Origin of the sequence: Photorhabdus sp. RW14-46 (assembly GCF_963887965.1) — a bacterium.
GTDB lineage: Bacteria > Pseudomonadota > Gammaproteobacteria > Enterobacterales > Enterobacteriaceae > Photorhabdus > Photorhabdus laumondii.
In genome coordinates this window covers 1-20,900 of the sequence record NZ_CAWPHH010000022.1, presented here as the reverse complement: position 1 = coordinate 20,900, position 20,900 = coordinate 1, and the positions used below count along the sequence as shown (strand labels likewise).

The window sequence follows — 20,900 nt, the reverse complement described above, 5'->3', positions numbered from 1 at the left end:
CGCTCATTTTTAATCCTGTGGTTGAACCTCTATTTTGCCATTTTCCACGCGAAACATCTTGCTATTTCCATCAAGCATGTCTGTTATTTGGTCAGGATTTATCGCGCTGACAAATACCTGAGCTTGCGTGGATTTTAGACGAGCGGCCAGCAACTGACGGCGGCCGGTATCCAGTTCGGAGGCAAAATCATCAAGCAGATACAGACATTGTTGTCCGCTCTGTCGGGTGAAATATTCACCCTGTGCTAGCCGCAGTGCGCACATCAGTAACTTTAATTGACCGCGGGATAGCATATCTTCTACTGGCGTTCCTTCTGCACGAATGCGCAGATCTGCCTTATGTGGGCCGGAAGCTGTATAGGTTAACGTTCTGTCACGCTCAAATTGGCGCTCCAGTAATTCAGCATAATCACTCTCTTTGTCCCATCCCTGTTGAAAAGAGAAACTTAATGTAAATTCGGGTAAGAACTGCTTACAGGTATTCGTGATATCCTGAGTGATGTTTGTAACATATTCACCACGCCACTGATTTATTTGGTTAGCGAGTGGTATCAATTCCTGATCCCAAGGCCGTATCTGGCTGTAGCGGGTAACTTGCCGTAGTGCTGCATTGCGTTGTTTGAGTAGCCGTTTTAAGTTTACCCATGCAGAAAAAAAGCGTGGCTCATTGTGAAAGCACCCCCAGTCAATAAAAGCCCGTCGATACTTTGGCCCGCCATTTAACAGGGTAAACCCTTCTGGAGTAATAAGCTGCATAGGTAACATCTTAGCCAGTTCTGCAATTTTACCGCCATCACTACCATCAATTCTGACTTTACTGTCGCCATTACGGTTTTTACTCAGGCCGATAGACCGTTCCCGCTCATTCTCCTGTTGCCCTAGCCGCCCATGCAGAACGAACTCATCGCAGCCATGAAGGATTACCCGTCCCGCCTGAATGCTACGAAAAGAGCGCCCGTGACCCAGTGTATAAATCGCTTCCAGTACGCTGGTTTTACCGCTGCCATTAGAGCCAACCAGAAAGTTAAATCCGGTAGCTAGAGGCAAATCAGCGGCGGCGATATTACGAAAATCGCGGATAAGTAAACGCGTGAGAGTCATATACCTGAAATAAAAATCCGGTTACAGGCGCATTGGCATCACGACATAAGCCGCATTGTGGTTTGCACAGTCTTCTATCTGAACACTAGAAATAGCATCAGTCAGTAGTAAACGAACCTCTTCACATCTTAGTGTATTGAGAACATCTAGTACGTAACTGACATTAAAGCCTATTTCCATTTCAGCCCCTTGGTAGCTGACATCGACAATCTCTTCGGCTTCTTCCTGTTCAGGGTTATTTGCTGTGATTCTTAGCTGGTTTTCACTGAAATAAAGGCGAACTCCGCGAAATTTCTCATTAGAGAGAATAGCTGCACGTGAAAAAGCCTGTTTCAGCATATCGCAATTAGCTTCCAGAGTTTTATCTGGGTTCTTTGGTAATACACGACGATAATCAGGGAAACGTCCATCCACCAATTTAGAGGTGAAAATAAAGTCGCCAACGTGGGCACGAATATTGTTACTACCGATTTGTAACTGTAGCGGAGTATCACCACCATCCAGCAATCTCATGAGTTCAATAACGCCTTTACGTGGCACGATGACTGAATGGGAAGGCAATTTTTGACCAATTCCCATAGAACAGACTGCCAGACGGTGACCATCGGTTGCAACTGTACGTAGCTCTTCTCCCTCGGTTTCAAACAACATACCGTTGAGGTAATAGCGGACATCCTGGTGAGCCATTGAGAACTGAGTTGATTCAATAAGGCGCTTCAGTGTGGCCTGAGGCAGTGAAAACTCCACCTCACTTTGCCAGTCATCAAGATTTGGAAAATCAGATGCGGGCAATGTGGAAAGTGAGAAGCGGCTGCGACCAGAACGCACCAATAGGCGGTCACCATCCAGTTCTACACTGATCTCGGCCCCGTCTGGCAAACCTCGCCAGATATCAAAGAATTTACGTGCCGGTACTGTGGTTGCACCTGCTTCGTGTGGCAATGAAAGCGTGACTCTTGCCATCATTTCCATTTCTAAATCTGTGCCGGTCAGCAACAGGGAGCCTTCTGTAACCTGTAGTAATAAATTACCAAGAATAGGCAGAGTAGGGCGCCCACTCAGCGGGCTACTGACCTGTTGCAGTGGTTTTAACAATTGCTCACGTTCAATGATAAATTTCATAGCACTAGGAAGACAATGTTCTGATTAAGTTAGAAAAATCCTCTTTGATGTCGTGACTTTCTTCACGCAGTTGCTCGATTTTACGACAAGCATGCAGCACAGTTGTATGGTCACGTCCACCAAAGGCATCCCCGATTTCAGGCAAGCTGTGGTTGGTTAACTCTTTTGCCAGCGCCATTGCCATTTGCCTTGGACGGGCAACGGAACGGGAGCGCCGTTTGGAAAGTAAATCGGCCACCTTAATTTTATAATACTCAGCGACTGTTTTCTGAATATTATCAATGGTAACCAGTTTTTCTTGCAATGCTAACAGATCACGTAATGCTTCACGTACAAAATCAATGGTAATCGCTCGGCCAGTAAAATTGGCATTTGCTATTACCCTATTTAATGCCCCTTCAAGCTCACGGACATTAGAACGCAGACGTTTGGCTATAAAGAAAGCGACTTCTCCTGGTAACTGGATTTCGTTTTCGTCTGCCTTCTTCATCAAAATAGCGACACGGGTTTCGAGTTCCGGTGGTTCAATTGCAACGGTTAGCCCCCAGCCAAAACGGGATTTTAACCGATCTTCTACCCCATTGATCTCTTTTGGGTAGCGATCTGATGTCAGAATAATCTGTTGATTACCTTCCAGTAATGCATTGAATGTGTGGAAGAACTCTTCTTGCGAGCGTTCTTTATTGGCAAAAAACTGAATATCATCGATCAATAATGCGTCGACAGAGCGGTAATAGCGTTTGAACTCTTCTATTGCATTATTTTGTAATGCCTTGACCATATCCTGAACAAAACGTTCAGAATGCATATAGACCACCTTGGCATTTGCCTTACGTGCCATAATACTGTTACCTACGGCATGTAATAGATGGGTTTTACCCAAACCGGTACCACCATAAAGAAATAGTGGGTTATAGGCCCCGCCGGGATTATCAGCGACCTGTCTTGCAGCAGCACGAGCGAGTTGGTTGGATTTACCTTCAACAAAGTTATCAAAAGTATGTTTTGGGTTAACATTAGAGCGATAAGAGAGCTCGGGTTGTACCGCGGTGTTATCCCAACTGGGGCGTACTGATGTGTTTTGTGGTGCAGGTGCAACCGGCGTATGAGTAACAACCCTTTGTGGTGGGCTATCGTTTTGGGAAACGGGTTTATTGCCAACTTCAAAACGTAATAATGGTACTTCTGCTCCACAGAAGTCATTCAACAATCCATTGATATTGTTGATATACTTCTCTCTTACCCAGTCCAGAACGAACCGATTTGGGGCATAAAGTGCCAGCGTGTTACCACTTAGCTCTGCCTGAAGGGGGCGTATCCACATACTGAATTCTGTGGCAGGTAATTCATCCTGCAATCGGGCAAGACATTGCTGCCAAAGCGAAAGTGACACGGTGGACTCCCCTAAAACAAGGCCAATTAACAATTAAAGAAATCGGAGTGGTTAGCTCATTATATTGGGTACAAAACAACGACTCCTCTAAGGTGAGGAAGGATCAATTGTCATGTGTATGGCGATTTTTAATGTCATCGCTCCCCCATGATCCGAGGATAAGATCCAAATCATGGCTTGGGATCATAGCGCAAAAGACGATATAGATCTTCATTCTTTTACACAGTTTAAGCGCTTTTTATCCACAGGATAAAATTGTGTGTGAAATAAAGAGCTGTAAAGGGGTTGTAGTGGAATTATAGAGGATGCCAAATGCAGATCGAGAATAAGCCGGTATTCAAAATAAAATCGGACCAAGGATCATAACAAAAAACGAAGATCTGCCAGTGATCGTTGCGCTTTGTTCAGTAGTCCGTATAATATTGCACCCTATGTGCGTATCAGAGTTTTTACCGATAATGTTTGGTGAAGGGTCTGGTGTACGCATGGGCAGAGTGTTGGTAAACATCCGACTCAGTAGAAAAGCCGGCCGACTTTGTGTTATGTAAATTGACTCAGAGCTGTACATTTTATTACAATCCCGCTTCTTTTATATTGATGTTGCGATTGAGGCATCGGTGTCTATTTCTCACTGGCTGCCAACGCATTTACTGAATCAGTAATAATCTTAAGTTAGGTAGAAATCGCTATGAAACGCACTTTCCAACCATCCGTACTGAAGCGTAACCGTTCTCATGGTTTCCGCGCTCGTATGGCTACCAAAAATGGTCGTCAGGTTCTGGCTCGCCGTCGTGCAAAAGGCCGTACTCGTCTGACCGTTTCTAAGTAATAAAGCTAACCATCTAGTGGTTAAGCTCGCTTTTCCGAGGGAGTTACGCTTGTTAACTCCCAAGCATTTCACTTATGTTTTCCAGCAACCCCAACGGGCAAGTTCGCCAGAGATTACTATCCTTGGTCGCCCGAACGAGCTGGGGCATCCCCGTATCGGTCTTACTATAGCCAAGAAAAATGTTAAACGTGCTCATGAGCGTAACCGGATTAAGCGGTTAGCCCGTGAAAGCTTCCGTTTAAACCAACATGAGTTGCCTCCTATGGATTTTGTGGTATTGGTTAGGAAAGGCGTTGCTGAGCTTGATAACCGTGCGTTAACGGAGGCGTTGGGTAAATTATGGCGTCGTCACTGTCGTTTGGCTCGCGCTTCCTGATCGCATTAATCCGGGGATATCAGTTGGTAATAAGCCCGCTGTTGGGGCCTCGTTGTCGCTTTAATCCTACATGCTCTCAATATGGCATTGAGGCATTACGCAGGTTTGGGGTGATAAAAGGCTGTTGGTTAACGGTGAAACGCGTTTTAAAATGCCACCCTTTACATGAAGGTGGTGATGATCCTGTCCCACCCGTAAAAAACAACGATAACAGAGAACACTAACGATGGATTCGCAACGTAATCTTCTTCTCATCGCTTTGCTGTTCGTTTCTTTCTTGGTCTGGCAAGCATGGGAAGCAGATAAAAATCCGCAGCCAACGACAGTACAGGCCACGCAACAAACGGATATGCCGAGCAGTGAGAATCAAGCTGTACCAGGCAGTGGAAAAGGTAAACTTATCACGGTTAAAACTGATGTGCTCTCTTTGACCATCAATACTCGTGGCGGTGATATCGAAGAGGCTGACCTGTTAGCCTATCCTGATACCTTGGGTTCAAACCAGCCCTTCAAGTTGTTGGAAACAACACCTGCTTTCACTTATCAAGCGCAAAGCGGATTGACGGGGAAAGATGGTCCAGATAACCCGATGAATAGTGAGCGCCCGCTGTATACCGCAGCACAGGATAGCTATGTATTGGCTGATGGACAGGATGAATTGCGTATCCCAATGAATTTCGTCACTAAAAATGGCATTGTTTACGTTAAAACATTTGTCCTGAAACGTGGTGAATACGCGATTAGTGTGGATTACCGTATTCACAACACAACAGAAAAACCGTTACAGATGACCTTCTTTGGTCAGTTGAAACAGAGTGTTGAACTACCCAAGCATCGTGATACAGGCAGCAGTAACTTTGCCCTGCATACTTACCGTGGTGCAGCCTATTCTTCAGATGATACCAAATACAAAAAATATAGCTTTAGCGATATTGAAGGTGAATCTTTATCCGTGACCACCAAAGGTGGCTGGATTGCTATGTTGCAACAATATTTTGCTACCGCTTGGGTTCCTGTAGCTAATGAAACCAGCACTTTTTACACTGTTGCATTAGGTAAAGAGATGGCTGCGATTGGCTATAAGAGTGCCCCAATCTCTGTTGCGGCTAACAGTGAAAAAACAGTCTCTTCTACACTGTGGATTGGTCCAGAAATTCAAGATGAAATGGCTGCTGTAGCACCTCATCTGGATCTGTCCGTAGACTATGGTTGGTTGTGGTTTATCTCTCAGCCATTATTTAAACTGTTGAAGTTCCTGCATGGTTTTATTGGTAACTGGGGCTTCTCCATCATTGTTATCACCTTTATTGTGCGTGGTATCATGTACCCGCTGACCAAAGCACAATACACGTCAATGGCGAAAATGCGTCTGTTACAGCCTAAATTGGCGGCTATGCGCGAGCGTATTGGTGATGATAAACAGCGTATGAGCCAAGAAATGATGGCATTGTACAAAGCAGAGAAAGTGAACCCACTGGGTGGTTGTTTGCCTTTGTTGATCCAGATGCCAATCTTCCTTGCTTTATATTACATGTTGATGGGTTCTGTTGAATTGCGTCATGCGCCATTTGCTGGCTGGATTCATGACTTGTCTGCACAAGATCCTTATTACATCCTGCCGTTGCTGATGGGTGTGACAATGTTCATCATCCAGAAAATGTCTCCGACAACAATTACTGATCCGATGCAACAGAAGATTATGACCTATATGCCCGTCATATTTACCATATTCTTCCTGTGGTTCCCATCAGGTCTGGTTCTGTACTATATCGTCAGTAACCTGGTGACAATTATCCAGCAGCAATTAATTTATCGTGGGCTGGAAAAACGCGGCTTGCATAGTCGTGAGAAAAAGCCAGCGAAATAAAACATACACCCTATGGATTTCAAGATGGATCGCGGCGGCAAGGGAGCGAATCCCCGGGAGCATAGAAAACTATGTGACCGGGGTGAGTGAGTGCAGCCAACAAAGAGGCAACTTGAAAGATGACGGGTATAGCTTCAGCCAGAATGAATATATGCTGGCCGTTGTAACAGAAAAGGCGGTCATTGACCGCCTTAACTATTTGAGTAAAAGAATAATTTGGGCGAAAAAGTCAATAGAGAGATAACTATGAATACCACGGATACGATTGTTGCTCAGGCTACCCCACCAGGACGAGGAGGGGTTGGTATTTTGCGTGTTTCCGGCCCGAAAGCCGCACAGGTCGCTGAGGTGGTATTAGGTAAATTACCCAAACCCCGTTATGCAGATTATCTGCCATTTCGTGATGTGGATGGTCAGATACTTGATCAGGGGATTGCTATTTACTTTCCGGGGCCGAATTCCTTTACTGGAGAAGATGTACTGGAGCTTCAAGGGCATGGTGGTCCAGTTATTCTCGATTTGCTACTTAAACGTATTCTAACGCTGTCTGGTGTGCGAATTGCTAACCCAGGTGAGTTTTCTGAACGCGCTTTTCTTAATGACAAACTGGATTTAGCTCAGGCGGAAGCCATTGCTGACCTGATCGATGCCAGTTCGGAGCAGGCTGCCCGTTCAGCGATGAACTCCTTACAGGGCGCTTTTTCGACTCAAGTTCACCAGATGGTGGAAGCACTTACTCACTTACGAATCTATGTAGAAGCGGCTATTGATTTTCCAGATGAAGAGATTGACTTCCTTTCTGATGGGAAAATCGAAGCTGAGCTGGATGAAGTGATAGTTGAGCTTGAGCGAGTGCGTTCTCAGGCACGTCAGGGCAGCCTTTTACGTGAAGGGATGAAAGTTGTTATTGCTGGTCGCCCTAATGCAGGAAAGTCCAGTCTACTTAATGCATTAGCAGGCCGTGAAGCGGCGATTGTGACGGATATTGCTGGTACAACCCGTGATGTGCTGCGTGAACATATCCATATTGACGGTATGCCGTTGCATATTATTGATACCGCCGGTTTGCGTGAAGCCAGTGACGAAGTTGAGCGTATTGGTATTGAGCGTGCTTGGCAGGAAATTGAGCAGGCTGATCGTGTACTGTTTATGGTGGATAGCACGACGACGAACGCGGTTGAACCTGTGGAAATCTGGCCTGAATTTATGGCTCGCCTGCCTAAATCGCTTCCTATCACAGTCGTTCGTAATAAGACAGATATGACTGATGAAGAGACAAGTATTGCAGAAGTAAGTGGTTACTCGCTAATTCGACTTTCTGCCCGTAGTGGTGAAGGAATCGATTTATTGCGTGATCATCTGAAAGAGACGATGGGTTTTAGCAGTAATACCGAAGGTGGTTTCTTGGCTCGTCGTCGTCATTTACAAGCATTAAATACCGCAGCGGAACATTTACAACAGGGCCATGAACAATTGGTGGTTGCCCGTTCAGGTGAATTGCTGGCAGAAGAGTTGCGTCTGGCGCAGCAGGCATTGAGTGAGATCACGGGTGAATTTACCTCCGATGATCTGCTAGGAAGGATTTTTTCGAGTTTTTGTATTGGGAAGTAAGTGGGTAAAAGGCAGAAGTAGAACTTTTTTACCGGTTATAACAGGTAAAATTACATTTACCGGCTGTAGCGTGTAAAAATTGATTTACCTGTCATAGCGTGTAACAATGAGGTTAACTGTTCAAATTGGTTGACCTCAAATATGAAAGTGACTAACTCGAAACAACTTAGCGTATATTTAAAAGATATCAGGCTTACTCAAAAACTTTCTCAGGGCAAAGTGGCAAGCAAAGTGGGTATTCGGCAGGACACGGTATCAAGCTTTGAGCTGCACCCAGATTCTACCAAGCTGGAGACCTTCTTTAAGATTATGTCGGCGTTGAATTTAGAACTCGATATCCGGCCAAGAAACGTTACTAAGATAAATTCGTCAGTGGAAGATGATTGCACAACGTCGGACCCGGCGTGGAAAGAGGAGTGGTAAGGCAGAGGGCTTCATCCCCGAGATGCCAAATTGGCAATGGGGCTAACTGGGACGAGAGGTAGGAAGTACAACATAGAGCAGATATTCCCAAGGCACTTTTTTCAAACAGCCAAGGTCGCTGGATTTGATAAGGATTCGATGGCAAGAATTCTTACTGAATATGCTGAGACGGTTGATACCGTTGTCATGAATGTCAGAGACCAGTTGCCGATAGATTTCCCTGTTCATATCAGTAATTCGATATTGGGAGGGTTACAAGCCAGAGCAAAGCGCCTGAAAATTGGGTGGGATTAACATTCTCATCAACATTATCTACAGCAAGCGCCATATAAATATGGCACCTACTCACATTATGGGTATATATACCCTATGGATTTCGAGTTGCATCGCGACGGCAAGGGAGCGAATCCCCGGGAGCATAGGTAACTATGTGACCGGGGTGAGTGAGTGCAGCCAACAAAGAGGCAGCTTGAAAGATAACGGGTATAACTTACTTTTTACCTGCAACGTCTAGTTGCTGATAAATATAGTGCTTGTAGCTTTCCACCAGCGCCTTATCCTGACAATCATCCAACGCTCCTCGGCAGAGATGACGCATTGTCATATTTGCTCGGTAAAAAGATGAAGCATCCAGTTTAGCTCTCTCCATAATCATGCCGCCAAGGAATGAAATATCCGTCAGTTCATCAGTCTGAATAGATTCTCCCTGTTGCAAGTTATCCCGCATAGTAAACTGGGTAATATGACCCGGATTTGAAAATACGCCATTGTACTGATTTAGGCTGATATTGGGTTGATGATCACCGAAGTAGAGGAACATGGTTGGCTTTTCCCGTTTAGCAACAAACTCACTGAAATCTTTAATTGCCGGATCAGAAGCTTTGATTTTCTCCATATAGTGACTGAACTTACCTACTGCCTGTGAATTTTTCACATGTCCGGTAAGCTTGTAATCATCAGCATGATCTTCATCATATGGGCCATGTTCATACATAGTTAGTGAGAAAATAAAGAGCGGCTTATCCGTTTCCTGTGCCAAAATTTCTTTCACATAACTCAACATCTCTTGGGTAGAAATAGTCCACAGATTTTTATCAAGACTGGCGGGATATCCCAATTCTTGTGGCTGAATAATGCGATCAACGCCGAGAGTCTGATAGGCATGACCGGAATGATAAGAAGATTTATTAAATGGTGTCAAAACAACCGTATAATAACCATTCTGTTTCATTTCACGGAACAAGCTATATTTCAGGTGATCAACAATAAAATAAAAAACCGCATTCTTACGTGAGCCAAAATCATCTGTATTTAAGCCCGTCAGAGCAGAAAATTCAGATAACCAAGTACCACCACCGAAAGTTTGCACCCGCATTGGACTTTGGGCGCTGACACCCGAATCCCGCTGGAACATATAAAGATGAGGTAAGCGGGTATCATCAGGCAGTTGATAGATATGCGGAGTCACGGTGGATTCCTGTAATAACATCACCACGTCAGGTTTAATCGCTGACTGCGGGACAGGCAGCACAACATTCTTAGCCTGTTGCAGAAAATAATCGGATGATTGCCCAAACTGAGGCGCATGATATTTGGCATCTTTGGCCGACATCACCATATTGGTGACTGTACCACGTCCTTTTGGTAGTGAAGATTCCCACTGTTCCCTGAACGCATCGGCGGTAGCGCTCACTTCCCATGTACAGAACGCCGCCAGAACCAAGCCGACGGTACGCCATTTGAAACCACGGAGGGAAGATGATTTTTTCCAGCTCAGCGTCATGTTAAAAATCAACCAGATAAACATCGCGACAACGCCTAAACCGGCCAGCCAATAGTGGCGTAGTGTTTCCTGATTGGCAGGATCAAACATCAAGTTTAGATCGGAGAACATCAACTGCTCTTTGTAGTAATGAACTTTTATCTGATTGAGGAACTTAAAGATAATAAACAGTGTTCCGGTAAAGGCCGTAGAAAACAGTAACCGAGCTGACACAAAAAATACTAGACCAAATATCACACCAAACACGCCGACAGCAATCAGTGCCGGGTAAATATCTTCACTTTTTTCAAAAACTAGTATTAAAGTTGCAATGAACAATAATCCCAGATAAACACCTGATATTATTTTCTTTTTCATATCGTATTGAATCCAATTAATAGGTGGTTCACGGTTGGCAAAATAGCACAGATCAGTTCAAGACGGTGATTTTGCTGAAATCATCTATACCCTATGGATTTCAAGGTGCATCGCGGCGGCAAGGGAGCAAATCCCCGGGAGCATAGATAACTATGTGACCGGGGTGAGCGAGTGCAGCCAACAAAGAGGCAACTTGAAGGATAACGGGTATATATTTTAAATAAAGAAATCATCAGAACAGCCCATTATCTCTAAGAATATGTGACTCAGCCTGACGACGAGTGAAACCACTGCGATCAAAAAATTCCAATATCTGAATAGCCAGTTTACGACCGATACCGAGTTGATCACGAAAATCGGCAGCAGTAATTGCACCATGATCTTGATTAAATTGACGAATCAGATTGGCGAACTGCTGAATTCGTTGGCTGCAATAATAACGATCAGGAACAATCGCGATAATATGCCCCAATTGAGCAGCTTTTTTCAACAAACTGCGAACTGTTGCTTCTTCTTCTTTTAAATCAGCAGTCAGGTCGCGTACCCACCAAGGATCATCTGTAAAATAGGGCGCTATTCGTTGCCACAATTTTGCCTGTTCATCACTAAAAGACAAACCGTGTTTAGGAAGATATAACCAACCTCGTAATTGCTTTAGCTGTCCATCACTGAGCAAGGCATCTATCAAAGTGTAAACTAGCGCTTCATCCAGCGTTGGCAGCGCCATCCGTTTCAGACGTGCCCTGCCTAAACCCAGTTGATCAACATGTTGCTGGTGATATTCAGCCAAAACGTGTAGTAACTTCTGCTTTGCTAACTTGGCATTGTTCTGTGATAACACCATACCATCGGCAATAATCATATCTTGATCAACGATTAGCGGGTGGAGAGTTGCTTCCGTTAACTGACGCGCCCAAGAAAAATGGTCGAGAGAGAGTGCACCTCGTGGCAAATGGAGCGCTAAATTAGCTGCATGATCTGATGTTCTGGCAAGCTGAGTGAGCCAATGCAAAAATGCTGGCTGGCGTTTACCACGGCGGGGGGAATTTAGGTTTATTACCCGCGTACCAGCCAATGTTTTTCTGGCACTAATATCTCGCAATATCAGTCGATCATCCTCAACCAACCACAATGGGCTATCAAGCACCAATTCAGCCAGCAGAGGCTTATCAGAAAGCGGATTTAGTAATGAAATCCGCCCCGTTATATGGCTGGCAGCATGATGAATATGAAGTGATTGCCAGTTTCGCAAGGGTTCATCAGTTTCTACTTCCACCAATACTTTCTCTACGTGTTCAAAGGGCTGGCGGGAAAGTAGCCAATCACCACGGGAAACCTGTTCTTTACTCACATCACCAGCAATATTCAGTGCAATACGTTGCCCGGCCTGAGCCGTATCGGCCTGTTGATTCTGAGCATGCAAGCCACGTACTCTAATTTGCTGATCCCGGCCGGTTAGCCAGAGGGTATCTCCCACCTTGACCCGGCCGGCCAGTGCCGTTCCCGTTACGACCAAGCCTGCGCCTTTTACACTGAAAGCGCGATCTATCGCCAGACGAAAACGTTGATGTAATTTTTTATGCTGCTTATTTTGCTGATGCAACTGCAACAGATGCTGTCTCAAAGGGACAATACTTTCTTTATCCGCCGCAGCCGTTACAAACAGAGGGGATTCACTCCAACCTTGCGTTGCCAGTTCATGTTCAATTTGTTGGCGGACTTCAACTATTCGTTGTGTTTCTACCCGATCTGCTTTAGTGAGCGCAACTGTCATGGCCGGGCGGCCAATCAAACGCAGAATAGCTAAATGTTCTCTCGTTTGAGCCATTACCCCATCGTCACAGGCAACCACTAATAAAACATGATCAATACCTCCGATCCCTGCCAACATATTAGCGAGGAATTTCTCATGTCCGGGCACATCGATAAAACCAACCGAAGAGCCATCCGGTTGCGGCCAATAGGCATAACCTAAATCGATGGTCATCCCGCGCTTTTTCTCTTCCGGCAAATGGGCTGTATTAACGCCAGTAATCGCTTGAATAAGTGTGGTTTTACCATGATCAACATGGCCCGCGGTGGCAAAAATCATAATAGTTTCAGAAAATTATTGTATTTCAGAAAATTACAGCAACAATGCCTGCAATAGCGCTTTTTCATCTTCAAGACAGCGTAAATCCAGCCATAAACGTCCGCCAGAGATACGACCAAGAACGGGTTTCGCTAATCCACGCCAGCACCGGGCCAACCGCTCTAACGAGCTCCCCTGACCCTCAACGGCAGCGAAAGTCAAAGCCCAACTTGGCAGCCGATCAACCGGCAGTGAACCACTGCCAATCTGTGAATAACAGGGTTCATTACGAACAATAAATTGGTCACCGTAATGTGCTTGAAGCTGAGGTAATAGCCGTTGTGCCATATCATGCATTTGTTGTTGTGAGCGGGTTAACAGACGCAACGTTGGCAACTGCTGGCAAAGCTGTTCGGGGCGCTGATATAACCGCAATGTGGCTTCTAAAGCGGCCAGCGTCATCTTATCTGCCCGCAAAGCACGTTTCAGCGGATGACGCTGAATGGCTTCTATCCAGTGTTTCTTGCCAAGAATAATGCCAGCTTGTGGTCCCCCCAGTAATTTATCACCAGAGAAAGTGACCAGATCGATACCCTGATTCAGATAATCTTGAGGCATAGGTTCGGCTGGCAATCCATATTGCACCATATTGATCATGGAACCACTGCCCAGATCAATTGCAGTGGGAATTTGCGAGGCTATTCCCAGAGTGGCCAATTCACGGCCAGACACTTCCGCGGTAAAACCGTCAATATTGTAGTTACTGGCATGCACTTTCATGAGGAGAGCGGTCTCTTCATTAATCGCTTGCCGATAATCTTTCAGGTGAGTGCGGTTCGTTGTGCCGACTTCAACTAATCGGCATCCTGCCTGAACCATCACATCAGGAATACGGAATGCGCCACCAATTTCCACTAGTTCGCCACGAGAAACCACCACTTGCTTACCGGATGCTACGGTTGCCAACAATAACAACACCGCCGCTGCATTGTTATTAACAATACAAGCATCTTCCGCCCCGGTTAATTCACACAGTAAATCCGCCAAAGCATGGTCACGGTGCCCACGTTCGGCGTTATTGAGGGAATATTCCAACGTTACAGGTGAACGCATCACTTGTGTTACCGCTTCAATCGCTGATTCTGCCATTAATGCTCGGCCAAGATTGGTGTGAATCACCGTACCACTAAGATTAAACACTGGCTTTAAAGCTAACGCTTGTTTCTGCTCCAGTTGCTGACCAAGTGCCGAGGCCCAGTTATCACACCAATCAGGCAGTGCCTGATACTGCTTGATATTGATTCTGGCCTGCTCCTGCATTCTTCTTAATGTTGCAGTGACCAACGTCTGTCCATATTGCTCCACTAATGGTGTTATTTGTGGCTCACGCAATAGACGATCAATGGCGGGGAGTTGGCTGTACAACAGGCAAGGTTTATGTGTCATGGCCTTACTACTACTCATTTGGGAACAAAAACGGGTTGATGCTACTGCGGGCAAAACCTTCCTCTTCCATTTTGGCATCAAGGATCAGTGACGCTAAATCATCAGCAACAGCTTCAACTTTTGGATCTTTCTCCTGATAGAGAATTTTCAAATAACTACCGCAATCGCCGCAACTTTCCGCTTTCACGGCGGCGTGTTCACTATCCAATGACCAATAATTAAGATCGCGGGTTTGCTCGCAATTACTGCATTTTACCCGTACTACATGCCATTCACTTTCACACAAACTACAATGCAGATAACGCAACCCGTTGGTTGTGCCAATCTGAACGACACTTGAGACTGGCATACTGTTGCAAACCGGACAAAACTGACGATGTTCACCATATTCTGCCCTCGCTTTTCCTGGGATTTGATTTGCCATTTGTGCCCAATAGAGGGAAAGTGCCGCCCAGATAAAAAGTGCTTTTTCAGGGCTGACTTGACTGAATTCATTTTTCAGCAGAGCATCGGCCATCTGTTCCAGCTCCTGTTCTGACGCTTTTTCTAGATTATCCAGAGCGGCATTAACATGTTCCGACGCATCCGGCAGTAATTCTGCTATCAGAGAGTGAAGTAATTTTTGCCAGTGTTCAGTACGTTGGAAGGTTTTACAATCCAGAGGCGGTTTACCTTCAATGACCGATTTTTCTAAGATATCTGCTATCTCCATTTTCAATGGATTATCATGCAACGCCTTTTGCTGAGCTTCGGCAACTTGTGCCGAAAAGTTAAGATAATCAACGAATGAGCTCTCTTTTGCCAATTGTTGCAAGCGTTCTGCTCGACGCTGATAAAGATTTCTCAGATTAGCAAAAAGCAATGGCGGGATATAATCTGCTGTTTTTTCATTGATGCGATCTTTGCTCAATTGTTCTTTAGGAACGATGTGGATACTCATTAGGTTCTATCTTCCTTGGGGCTTTCAGATTAATAATAATCTGTAAGCTTGTTTTTAGCGTTCAGCATAGATCAAAAGTGGTTTCTGGGCTACAGAGATAATACTTGAAATTATGTGGTCGGTAATAATCAATATATTCATGAAATGGTTGTAAATTTTTTATAACCCTTCGTTCTTTGTGTGAATTTTTTGAAAGAAAAATATTGTTAAGGCACATCTTTTGATTTAATCTTAAAAATCCCTAAAAAGAGTTAATTGTGATTTTTAACATTTCTTTCTATCATATTTTATATAGTCTGATAGTTAATTAACTCATGGTTAAAAACATATAATTAAAGTGAGTAAGCAATTGTCAAAGATGAATCAAATTTTCATTACTGCATAAGGAAAATATAGCAAAGCTAATAATTACATTTGGGGCTAAAAGTGTTTCAACTATATATGGTTATTTATAGTGTTACTATCTATGTATTATATAATAACCTCATTTAAAAATACAGAAAGGGTAATTCAATGCTAATCGATCTCATTACGTCATATAGAAAAACCGCTGCAATCTATACTTTTGTTGATGCGGGTTTATCTATTCACTTTAAAAATGGAGACTATGTAGATATTAACAAACTTGCCAGTCAATATGGTATTGATTATTCGAGACTTAATCGACTATGTGATTTCTTAATTGAAATAGGCGTATTGGTTAGCAGTGACCACGGAGTTGCACTTTCTGAGGAATGCAGTGCACTTGCTGATCCTAATAGCGTAGAATTCTTAACAGTAAAATATGAAATCAATTCAGAACATTGGGATTCTTGGTTAATGTATCCAAAATCCTTACTGGAAAACAATGGCAAATCGGCATTTGAAATGGTGCATGGAAAATCATTTTTTGAGCATTTGGATAGTAATAAGGGATTAAAATCAGATTTTGATGCTTTAATGTCAAAATACACAAATAAAATAATTAAAGAATTGCTTGTTATTTATGATTTTAATAAACATAACAGAATATTAGATCTGGGGGGTGGAGACGGAGAGCTTTTGATCAGAATCAGTGAACAGGTCAAAGGAAAAGATTACACTGTATTGGACAGATATAATGAAGTGCCTATTTCAGAAGGTATAAATTTCATAAAAGGAGATTTTTTTAAGCCAATTCCGACAGGTTATGATTTATATATTTTAAAGAATGTTCTCCATAACTGGCCTGATAATGATGCTATATCCATTTTGAAGAACTGCCGAGAAGCGATGGATAATAACGCAACCCTCCTGATAATAACCTTAATGAAAAAACCACAATCCTTGGTAGTTAAATCTGTGGATATATTAATGGATATGCTATTTTCAGCGAAACAACGTTATTTGTCTGAATTCGAAGATATAGCTAACCAAGCGGGGCTTGTCATTCGACATTATAAAGATTTAGATGAAATATTTTCACTGATCGAATTAAAGGTAAAATAAATCATTAGGGGTTTAGGATTATTTCCAAAGATGATTATATACCCAATAGATTTCAAGATGGATCGCGACGGCAAGGGAGCGAATCCCCGGGAGCATAGAGAACGATGTGACCGGGGTGAGTGCAGCCAACAAAGAGGCAACTTGAAAGATGACGGATATACTCATATTCTATCGTTGGGAAATATATAAAATGTGGCATCAAGATATTTGATGTCACATTTTTATTTTATGTTAATAATTAAATATATAAGCATTAAATTAGAAAGCAAATTTACTCTCTGACAATAAAAACGATTAATAACTATATTAAAAAATTCTATTTTATTTTGGAAATTTATGGGAAGAGTTAATTGTGATCTTTGTCATTTATTTTTGTCGAATTTAATATAGTCTGATAGTTAACAATTTTGTTCCTAAAAATGCGTTATTAAAGTAAGTTGAACAATGGGAAAATAAGGAGAATGGAATTTTTATTATCTCACTAAGAAAAGGTAACAAAGCTAATAATTACATATTAGTGATCGAAATACCCAATTATGCATTATGGTATTTCATATACTTTAGACAAAGACATATACCCAATGGATTTCAAGATGCGTCACGACGGCAAGGGAGCGAATCCCCGGGAGCATAGATAACGATGTGACCGGGGTGAGTGAGCGCAGCCAACAAAGAGGCAACTTGAAGGATAACGGGTATAAAGGATAACTCAATGCTAGCCGAACTTATTACATCATATAGAAAATCAGCCGCAATCTACGCTTTTGTTGATACCGGTTTATCTATTCACTTTAGAAATGGAGCTTATGTAGATATAGACGAACTTTCCCGTCAATGTGGTATTGATTATTCACGACTGGATCGATTATGTGATTTCTTAATTGAAATTGGGATATTGGTTAACCACGGCCATAAAGTCACCCTTTCTGAGGAATGCAGTGCACTTGCCGATCCTGAAAGTATGGAGTCATTAATTGTAAAATGGGAACTGAGTCCAGATTGCTGGAACGCTTGGTCAATGTATCCGAGATCTTTACTTGAAAATGATGGAAAACCGGCATTTGAAATAACGCATGGAAAATCATTCTTTGAACATTTAGCGAGTAATAAATTACTCAAATCAAATTTTGACTCTTCAATGTCAAAGGGCTCAGATAAAATAATTGAAAAGCTACTTGATATTTATGATTTTGGTCAATACAACAGAATATTAGATATTGGAGGAGGTGAGGGAAGTCTTCTGGTAAAAATGAGTGAGAAGGTAAAAGGAAAATATTACGCTGTATTAGATAGATATGATGAAATTCCTGTTTTGGAAAATATCGATTTTATAAATGGAGATTTTCTAAAAGTAATTCCATCAGGTTATGATTTATATATTTTAAAGGATGTTATTCACGATTGGTCCGATAATAACGCAATACTCATTTTAGAAAATTGTCGCAAGGCAATGGATAATGGTTCCGCTGTTTTATTGATAAGTTATATGAAAAAACCACAATCTAAGATGGTGATATATTTGGATATATTAATGGATGTACTATTTTCAGGAAAAGAACGTTATTTGACGGAATTCGAACGTTTGGCTAACCAGGCAGGATTGGTTATTCAAGATGTTAAAGATATCGATGAATCATCTTCAATTATCCAGCTAGGAATAAAATAACTTAAAGATAATCATGTATTTTCATTAAGTATAATTATATGGATATTGTTTCTCTGAAAAAACATATAACAAGTATGTCATTAAAATATTTGATGACATACTTACTACCTATCCAATAGGGCTATTTTATTTGTCCTTCCTCGCGTACTATTACTCACGTACTACGTGGTGTACGCTCCGGTACTGTTCATTGATAAGAATGGCCTGCAATAATGATTGCCTATTGGGATTGGTAATTAATCTCTATAAAATATATGGATATTAAAGCGGAAAGAGAATTCATTCGTTGGAAATAAAAATAATTTAGATAGCATAAATAACTATGTTAAATAATTTTATTTGATTTTTAAAACCCCTTAAAAGAGTTAATTGTAATCTTCATCATTTCTTTTTATCATGTTTAATATAGTCTGATAATTAACAATTTTAACCCTAAAAATACATAACTAAAGTAAGTTAACTAATTGGAGAATAAGGAAAATGATATCTGCATTATATTACCAAGAAAGGATAGTAAAGTTAATAATCTCATTCTAATTATCAGAATACCTAATAAATTATCACGGTATTTTCTGAATTTTAGATAAAAAATTCACCTTTTTATACCCTATGGATTTCAAGATGGATCGCGACGGCAAGAGAACGAATCCCCGGGAGCATAGATAACGATGTGACCGGGGTGAGTGAGTGCAGCCAACAAAGAAGCAACTTGAAAGATAACGGGTATATAAGATAAAGATATAAAGGATAACTAATGCTAGCCGAACTTATTACATCATATAGAAAATCAATTGCCATTTATACTTTTGTTGATACAGGTTTGTCTGTTCACTTTAAAAATGGCACCTATATGGATATCAACGAACTTGCCAGCCAATATGGTATTGATTATTCGCGACTGAATCGATTATGTGATTTCTTAATTGAAATCGGGGTATTGGTTAGCAGTAATGATAGAGTTGCACTTTCTGAGGAATGTCGTGTGCTTGCTGATCCAGAGAGTATGGAGTCATTAATAGCAAAGTGGGAATTTAACTCAGGTCTCTGGAACGCTTGGTTAATGTATCCAAAATCCTTACTTGAAGATAATGGTAAATCGGCATTTGAAATAGCGAATGGAAAACCCTTCTTTGAATATTTGGATAGTAATAAATTGCTCAAATCAAAATTTGATTCCTTAATGTCAAAAGATTCAGATAAAATGATTGAAAAGCTATTTGATGTTTATGATTTTAATCAACACGATAAAATATTAGATGTTGGTGGAGGAGAAGGGAATCTTCTGATAAGAATGAGTGAAAAGGTGAAAGAAAAGCATTACGCTGTATTGGACAGATATAATGAACTTCCTGATTACGGAAATATAAATTTTATAGATGGAGATTTTTTTAAATCAATTCCGTCGGGTTACGATTTATATATTCTAAAGAATGTTATTCACGATTGGCCTGATAATGACGCAATACTCATTTTAGAAAATTGCCGGAAGGCAATGGGTAATAATGCAACTATTTTATTGATAACCTTAATGAAAAAACCACAGTCTAATATAATTAAATATTTTGATATATTAATGGATGTATCATCTTTAGGGAAAGAGCGTGACTTAACGGAATTCGAATATTTGGCTAACCAGGCAGGGCTGGTTATTCAAGATGTTAAAGATATCGACGAATCATATTCAATTATCCAACTAGGTGTAAAATAAATTATAGATAATAGTGAAGCTTCACCAAATATGATGATATGGATATTATACCTTATGGATTTCAAGATGTATCGCGACGGCAAGGGAGAGAATCCCCGGGAGCATAGATAACGATGTGACTGGGGTGAGTGAGTGCAGCCAACAAAGAGGCAACTTGAAAGATGACGGGTATATATGTTTGATAACTTTATGGCAAGTATGGCATTGAAATATTTGATGCCATATTTTTATTTTATATCAATAAAATATTGAAATAGAATATGGATTTAAATGTTGATAATAAGAGTAGTTTAATCGCTAAAATATTAAAATTAAGTTATATTCCCTTGTTTGATTTTCAAATGTTCTGAAAATATTTAATTGTGATCTTCATCATTTATTTTTATTAAATTTAGTATAGTATAATAATTTGTGTATAAAAATAGATAATTTAGGTGAGTTAATTGGTTGGAAAGTAAGGGAAATAAAATATTTATTATCTCATAGGGAAAAGATAATATACCCTATGGGTTTCAAAATGCATCGCGACGGCAAGGGAGCGAGGTGAGCGAGTGCAGCCAACAAAGAGGCAACTTGAAAGATAACCGGTATAAAACACTTCATTTCTTTATGATATACCCGTAATCATTGAAGATGCTTGATTTTATCCGAAATGGAGATCATTATCCTCGCTATGAAAATATTCATTACCGATGAACAAAAAGCCGAACTTGAACATCTCCATCACACCTGCCGTGATA

At 41.7% G+C, this 20,900-nt stretch carries 20 protein-coding genes; 13 read left to right on the top strand and 7 right to left on the bottom strand.

Annotated elements, in window-relative coordinates; genetic code table 11:
• Positions 1-9: 9 nt before the first annotated feature.
• The 3 genes from recF to dnaA are packed head-to-tail and all read right to left on the bottom strand — an operon-like array spanning position 10 to position 3,616.
• Positions 10-1,101, bottom strand: a complete 1,092-nt coding sequence (gene recF, locus AACQ38_RS16350; protein WP_165578603.1) for a DNA replication/repair protein RecF — start codon at positions 1,099-1,101, stop codon at positions 10-12.
• 21 nt (positions 1,102-1,122) lie between these two features.
• On the bottom strand, positions 1,123-2,223 hold the full coding sequence (gene dnaN, locus AACQ38_RS16345) for a DNA polymerase III subunit beta (RefSeq protein ID WP_109791217.1): 1,101 nt from the start codon (positions 2,221-2,223) through the stop codon (positions 1,123-1,125).
• Between the two features lie 4 nt (positions 2,224-2,227).
• On the bottom strand, positions 2,228-3,616 hold the full coding sequence (gene dnaA / locus AACQ38_RS16340; RefSeq protein ID WP_011144414.1) for a chromosomal replication initiator protein DnaA: 1,389 nt from the start codon (positions 3,614-3,616) through the stop codon (positions 2,228-2,230).
• Between the two features lie 688 nt (positions 3,617-4,304).
• On the opposite strand from dnaA, the gene rpmH reads away from it, so the two are divergent.
• From rpmH to AACQ38_RS16295, 9 genes are all read left to right on the top strand, one after another.
• Complete coding sequence (rpmH, locus tag AACQ38_RS16335) at positions 4,305-4,445, top strand: 50S ribosomal protein L34 (RefSeq protein WP_004093983.1); 141 nt, start codon at positions 4,305-4,307, stop codon at positions 4,443-4,445.
• A gap of 16 nt (positions 4,446-4,461) precedes the next feature.
• Complete coding sequence (gene rnpA, locus AACQ38_RS16330; protein WP_011148961.1) at positions 4,462-4,821, top strand: ribonuclease P protein component; 360 nt, start codon at positions 4,462-4,464, stop codon at positions 4,819-4,821.
• Positions 4,785-5,045 (top strand): membrane protein insertion efficiency factor YidD, encoded by a 261-nt coding sequence (gene yidD, locus AACQ38_RS16325; RefSeq protein WP_011148960.1) that lies wholly within the window; start codon positions 4,785-4,787, stop codon positions 5,043-5,045. Before rnpA ends, yidD begins: the two co-directional genes overlap by 37 nt.
• A gap of 2 nt (positions 5,046-5,047) precedes the next feature.
• Positions 5,048-6,688, top strand: a complete 1,641-nt coding sequence (gene yidC, locus AACQ38_RS16320; protein ID WP_011148959.1) for a membrane protein insertase YidC — start codon at positions 5,048-5,050, stop codon at positions 6,686-6,688.
• Positions 6,666-6,932, top strand: a complete 267-nt coding sequence (locus tag AACQ38_RS16315; protein ID WP_041380459.1) for a hypothetical protein — start codon at positions 6,666-6,668, stop codon at positions 6,930-6,932. Before yidC ends, AACQ38_RS16315 begins: the two co-directional genes overlap by 23 nt.
• Before the next feature lie 2 nt (positions 6,933-6,934).
• Positions 6,935-8,299 (top strand): tRNA uridine-5-carboxymethylaminomethyl(34) synthesis GTPase MnmE, encoded by a 1,365-nt coding sequence (gene mnmE / locus AACQ38_RS16310; protein ID WP_165578602.1) that lies wholly within the window; start codon positions 6,935-6,937, stop codon positions 8,297-8,299.
• 141 nt (positions 8,300-8,440) lie between these two features.
• Positions 8,441-8,722, top strand: a complete 282-nt coding sequence (locus AACQ38_RS16305; protein WP_041380456.1) for a helix-turn-helix domain-containing protein — start codon at positions 8,441-8,443, stop codon at positions 8,720-8,722.
• Positions 8,723-8,860: 138 nt separating this feature from the next.
• Positions 8,861-9,016, top strand: a complete 156-nt coding sequence (locus AACQ38_RS16300) for a hypothetical protein (protein WP_235592723.1) — start codon at positions 8,861-8,863, stop codon at positions 9,014-9,016.
• A 40-nt stretch (positions 9,017-9,056) separates the two neighbouring features.
• Positions 9,057-9,236 carry a hypothetical protein gene (locus AACQ38_RS16295; protein ID WP_165578601.1) on the top strand — a complete coding sequence of 60 codons (180 nt, stop codon included), beginning with the start codon at positions 9,057-9,059 and terminating at the stop codon, positions 9,234-9,236.
• Here AACQ38_RS16295 and AACQ38_RS16290 read toward each other — a convergent pair.
• The 4 genes from AACQ38_RS16290 to fdhE all read right to left on the bottom strand — a co-directional run bounded on the left by AACQ38_RS16290 (position 9,213) and on the right by fdhE (position 15,319).
• Positions 9,213-10,862, bottom strand: coding sequence for an LTA synthase family protein (locus AACQ38_RS16290; protein WP_165578600.1), 1,650 nt, complete (start codon positions 10,860-10,862; stop codon positions 9,213-9,215). The two genes, AACQ38_RS16295 and AACQ38_RS16290, sit on opposite strands and share 24 nt — an antisense overlap.
• A gap of 232 nt (positions 10,863-11,094) precedes the next feature.
• Positions 11,095-12,954, bottom strand: a complete 1,860-nt coding sequence (gene selB / locus AACQ38_RS16285; RefSeq protein WP_165578599.1) for a selenocysteine-specific translation elongation factor — start codon at positions 12,952-12,954, stop codon at positions 11,095-11,097.
• 33 nt (positions 12,955-12,987) lie between these two features.
• Positions 12,988-14,379, bottom strand: coding sequence for an L-seryl-tRNA(Sec) selenium transferase (selA, locus tag AACQ38_RS16280; RefSeq protein ID WP_165578614.1), 1,392 nt, complete (start codon positions 14,377-14,379; stop codon positions 12,988-12,990).
• Between the two features lie 10 nt (positions 14,380-14,389).
• Positions 14,390-15,319, bottom strand: a complete 930-nt coding sequence (fdhE, locus tag AACQ38_RS16275) for a formate dehydrogenase accessory protein FdhE (RefSeq protein WP_011148949.1) — start codon at positions 15,317-15,319, stop codon at positions 14,390-14,392.
• A 513-nt stretch (positions 15,320-15,832) separates the two neighbouring features.
• Between fdhE and AACQ38_RS16270 the strand changes: the two genes are divergently transcribed.
• From AACQ38_RS16270 to AACQ38_RS16255, 4 genes are all read left to right on the top strand, one after another.
• On the top strand, positions 15,833-16,786 hold the full coding sequence (locus tag AACQ38_RS16270) for a methyltransferase (RefSeq protein WP_165578598.1): 954 nt from the start codon (positions 15,833-15,835) through the stop codon (positions 16,784-16,786).
• 57 nt (positions 16,787-16,843) lie between these two features.
• Positions 16,844-16,975, top strand: coding sequence for a hypothetical protein (locus AACQ38_RS16265; RefSeq protein ID WP_255562984.1), 132 nt, complete (start codon positions 16,844-16,846; stop codon positions 16,973-16,975).
• 523 nt (positions 16,976-17,498) lie between these two features.
• Complete coding sequence (locus AACQ38_RS16260; RefSeq protein ID WP_109791922.1) at positions 17,499-18,452, top strand: methyltransferase; 954 nt, start codon at positions 17,499-17,501, stop codon at positions 18,450-18,452.
• Positions 18,453-19,206: 754 nt separating this feature from the next.
• Complete coding sequence (locus AACQ38_RS16255; RefSeq protein WP_165578597.1) at positions 19,207-20,160, top strand: methyltransferase; 954 nt, start codon at positions 19,207-19,209, stop codon at positions 20,158-20,160.
• Positions 20,161-20,900: the final 740 nt, after the last annotated feature.

Bases quoted from the DNA above. Each gene is read 5' to 3' on its own strand.
- recF (WP_165578603.1), bottom strand. From the start codon at position 1,101: ATGACTCTCACGCGTTTACTTATCCGCGATTTTCGTAATATCGCCGCC.
- dnaN (WP_109791217.1), bottom strand. From the start codon at position 2,223: ATGAAATTTATCATTGAACGTGAGCAATTGTTAAAACCACTGCAACAG.
- rpmH (WP_004093983.1), top strand. From the start codon at position 4,305: ATGAAACGCACTTTCCAACCATCCGTACTGAAGCGTAACCGTTCTCAT.
- yidD (WP_011148960.1), top strand. From the start codon at position 4,785: ATGGCGTCGTCACTGTCGTTTGGCTCGCGCTTCCTGATCGCATTAATC.
- yidC (WP_011148959.1), top strand. From the start codon at position 5,048: ATGGATTCGCAACGTAATCTTCTTCTCATCGCTTTGCTGTTCGTTTCT.
- mnmE (WP_165578602.1), top strand. From the start codon at position 6,935: ATGAATACCACGGATACGATTGTTGCTCAGGCTACCCCACCAGGACGA.
- AACQ38_RS16305 (WP_041380456.1), top strand. From the start codon at position 8,441: ATGAAAGTGACTAACTCGAAACAACTTAGCGTATATTTAAAAGATATC.
- AACQ38_RS16300 (WP_235592723.1), top strand. From the start codon at position 8,861: ATGGCAAGAATTCTTACTGAATATGCTGAGACGGTTGATACCGTTGTC.
- AACQ38_RS16295 (WP_165578601.1), top strand. From the start codon at position 9,057: ATGGCACCTACTCACATTATGGGTATATATACCCTATGGATTTCGAGT.
- AACQ38_RS16290 (WP_165578600.1), bottom strand. From the start codon at position 10,862: ATGAAAAAGAAAATAATATCAGGTGTTTATCTGGGATTATTGTTCATT.
- selB (WP_165578599.1), bottom strand. From the start codon at position 12,954: ATGATTTTTGCCACCGCGGGCCATGTTGATCATGGTAAAACCACACTT.
- selA (WP_165578614.1), bottom strand. From the start codon at position 14,379: ATGACACATAAACCTTGCCTGTTGTACAGCCAACTCCCCGCCATTGAT.
- fdhE (WP_011148949.1), bottom strand. From the start codon at position 15,319: ATGAGTATCCACATCGTTCCTAAAGAACAATTGAGCAAAGATCGCATC.
- AACQ38_RS16270 (WP_165578598.1), top strand. From the start codon at position 15,833: ATGCTAATCGATCTCATTACGTCATATAGAAAAACCGCTGCAATCTAT.
- AACQ38_RS16265 (WP_255562984.1), top strand. From the start codon at position 16,844: ATGGATCGCGACGGCAAGGGAGCGAATCCCCGGGAGCATAGAGAACGA.
- AACQ38_RS16260 (WP_109791922.1), top strand. From the start codon at position 17,499: ATGCTAGCCGAACTTATTACATCATATAGAAAATCAGCCGCAATCTAC.
- AACQ38_RS16255 (WP_165578597.1), top strand. From the start codon at position 19,207: ATGCTAGCCGAACTTATTACATCATATAGAAAATCAATTGCCATTTAT.